Consider the following 3020-nt stretch of genomic DNA (forward strand, 5'->3'; position numbering starts at 1 on the left):
GTGACATTAAGTAGGAAAAGTGCGCCTGCAATTTGAAAAAAGTATGAACTATCTCTTTTTGTGGGATAGTAATTAGCACTGTAGAGCCCATAAAACGTGAATTTTGGTGTCAAATAATAAACAATCGTATTTACCTTCTATAATTTAAGATCTTGCCTAAAAATATTGAAATTTTGGTAACATTTTTAGAGGTACCCTACTTCTTTTACCATCGTTGTTGAGCCTGTAAAACCTATTAGCCACTCTAGATAAGGAAAGTGTTCTTTATGGGTAGCCACAAAACCTTTAGTTTCATACAAACTCTTGGCTCTAGGATTACTATCTATTACATCTAGTCTCACAGAATCATATCCATTTTTACCTGCATGAGAAACAATACTATCCAGAAGCATAGACCCAATACCTTTTCCTCTAAACTTACTGTCTACCACAATACCATCCATGATAAGTTCTTGTGCTTTTGGTTTTCGCTCAAATAAACTGAGTACAGTTGCAGCCCAAATACCGCTTGCAACACCAAGCTCATCGATTAAAACACTTAAACTCATCCCACCAGTAAACGAACCATAGTGTGCCTGAAAACCAGCCAATCCTACAATTTCGTGGTCAACAAACGCTACATAGGAAAAATCGGGAATAAAGCTTTTTGACAAAATACGAACACGGGCTTCTTTATTTGCAATGGCGCCAGAAAATTTAAAGCCAAACGCCTCATCATAAAGCGTTGCAATTCTTGTTGATTGACCAATATCCCAACCTCGCTTGATGACAATATCAGTCACGTTCTTCTCCAATTATTAAAAAATACTTCAAGTATATCACTATTTCATGAAGAAAAGATTGAGCTATGAGGAACACAGAACATATAGGAAAGGAATATTAAACCACTAATCAAGGTTTACCAATTAACTGTGTGTCTGATACAGTAACTTCTTCAATTTCACTACAGTTTTCCAACATTTCTTTTATTCTTTTAAGTATTGATATCGCATTTGGATCTTCAGCATCAATTTTTACAGAACCTAATATCTTGCGTTCCTTTGACCAACAAGCAAAGCCTCCCATCGTATCTTCTGCCGTGCCTTCACTGATAATATAAAGGCCCAGCGACTCCAAATCTACATTATGATGAGCAATAATCTCAAACCTCATTTCAAAGACTGGTTCTTGAGCAAAATTTAATACAGCCTGTTTTTTTAGAAAGGCATTACTCAACTTCTTGTAACGCCTAAATCGACTCACACAATAGGGCTCAATATAAATAGAGTCGCTACTAATTGTGGGGTACATATCAAGGTGTAAACAGCCTATCTCATCAAACTCCTCTATCTGGAACGTATGCCCAACCGCTTTGGAAAATGCTTCAAGTGACTCTTCAGGCATCCCACGAATTGAAAGAGGTGCAGCAATCACTCTAACCCAGTCCCCAACTTGCAAATCTCGCCCTTCTGAGTCAATTGGTGCATGAGCTTGCATATAAAAAAATGCCCTATCTATGTAAGAATTAATTTCTACTACGTTATCAGACTATTTATTCACACTCTAGTTTCGTTATATTAAACACAGTGAATATTCATGGGTACAAAACAGATCGTCTGGTAAAGAACATGGCCACTCGAACTTTTTGCAAGAGAAAAGAAACACTGCACGAAGAACCGTAGTGTATAAGGAATAAGTGAGGGCTAAGCAACTACTGTAGGCTTAGCGATAGCAACCCTAGATATTTAATATATACTGGCTGGGGCAAGAATACAGCGCTGACACAGCTATCACGAAAAAAGTGCATTTTCAGTGACGCTCTTTAGTTTTTTACGTACACTAACCAAACACAATCCTACCAAACAAAATAATGCTAAAGATGAAGGCTCAGGAACCACTGCTGCTAATGCTGTTAAAGGACCGCCTGCATAGGGTACAACATTAAATACAGCTCCTGTATTTGGATCTAAAGTATATAGAAAGTTTGTAGAAAGTTCTGATACATACAAAAATGTGCCATCATAAGCCATACCTGATATATCAACATTATTTGGCAGTGGAAGTGTATTTAATACAGCACCCGTTACAGAGTTAAACTCATTTATAAAGTTACCACCCACTATGGTATTTCGTCCTTGAGCAAAATGTCTGCCGAAGTCATCCCCTCCCATACCACCAGGAAAGTTTGGTCCAATTACCGGTATAAACCCTAAATTCACTGCTCCACCCAAACCTGTTTGTTGAGCAATAGGTCCGCCATTATTGACTGAAAATAACGAATTACTGGGTGTGTCAAAACTTAACCCTCCACGATCCGCTACACCAGGAAGAGCATAGCTCATTATTAACCCTGCATTACTCGAATTAAGCATATGTACACCAGGTAAAGCATTACCATCAGTATAAAGTAATGTACCATTTGCCATACCCGTTAAGCCTTGTACGGGATCAAGAACATTGGCACCTGCTGGTAATAAGCCTACATTACTAATAAGACCTGTCATCGTGTCAATCAGTACTAGATTTGGGTTATTTTGTTGAACACCATAGATTAAACCCGCTTGGCTTTGCGACGTGATTATTGCACATAAAGTTAAAAGCATTACTCTAAATATTTTATTCATTATCAATCTCCAACGTATTTAAGTTGTAATCCAGTTGCAACAAAAAATCATAGTCCCTGAACTAATAAACACACTGAAGAACGCAAAAAAAAAGCCAAATCATTAGAAGCCTGAAATGAAGACTCTTTTTTCAAAAAATCTACTTAATAAGATAAGGTTAAAACTCTTGATGGAAAATATTTTGACGTTTGTTACAAATTTAAAAATCTTTTACGCATGAGATAAGAAGCATCACATGTGATTGTTATCTTTACAAAAGCTATTTTTTTAAATATGCAACGATTGTACTTCGATGTATGATATACCCACCAAAAATTATTTCTAAGGCTCTATATGGATTCCTAGGGGGTTATATCAATAGCTCTATTAGATCATTAAGTAAGCTTTTTCCTCGGCACTTTATATTGTACACAAACT

At 36.8% G+C, this 3020-nt stretch carries 3 protein-coding genes; all 3 read right to left on the reverse strand.

What is annotated here, in order from left to right:
- Window positions 1–185 precede the first annotated feature (185 nt).
- A complete protein-coding gene (locus F607_RS0125930; protein ID WP_211233712.1) occupies window positions 186–782 on the reverse strand; it encodes a GNAT family N-acetyltransferase in 597 nt (198 codons plus the stop codon).
- Window positions 783–891: 109 nt separating this feature from the next.
- Window positions 892–1476 carry a hypothetical protein gene (locus tag F607_RS0125935; RefSeq protein ID WP_027710334.1) on the reverse strand — a complete coding sequence of 195 codons (585 nt, stop codon included), beginning with the start codon at window positions 1474–1476 and terminating at the stop codon, window positions 892–894.
- A gap of 293 nt (window positions 1477–1769) precedes the next feature.
- Window positions 1770–2603, reverse strand: a complete 834-nt coding sequence (locus tag F607_RS0125940) for a PEP-CTERM sorting domain-containing protein (protein WP_027710335.1) — start codon at window positions 2601–2603, stop codon at window positions 1770–1772.
- Window positions 2604–3020: the final 417 nt, after the last annotated feature.

Origin of the sequence: Zooshikella ganghwensis DSM 15267 (assembly GCF_000428585.1) — a bacterium.
GTDB lineage: Bacteria > Pseudomonadota > Gammaproteobacteria > Pseudomonadales > Zooshikellaceae > Zooshikella > Zooshikella ganghwensis.

Coding starts and splice junctions, on each gene's coding strand:
- F607_RS0125940 (WP_027710335.1), bottom strand. CDS start 2,603: ATGAATAAAATATTTAGAGTAATGCTTTTAACTTTATGTGCAATAATC.
- F607_RS0125935 (WP_027710334.1), bottom strand. CDS start 1,476: ATGCAAGCTCATGCACCAATTGACTCAGAAGGGCGAGATTTGCAAGTT.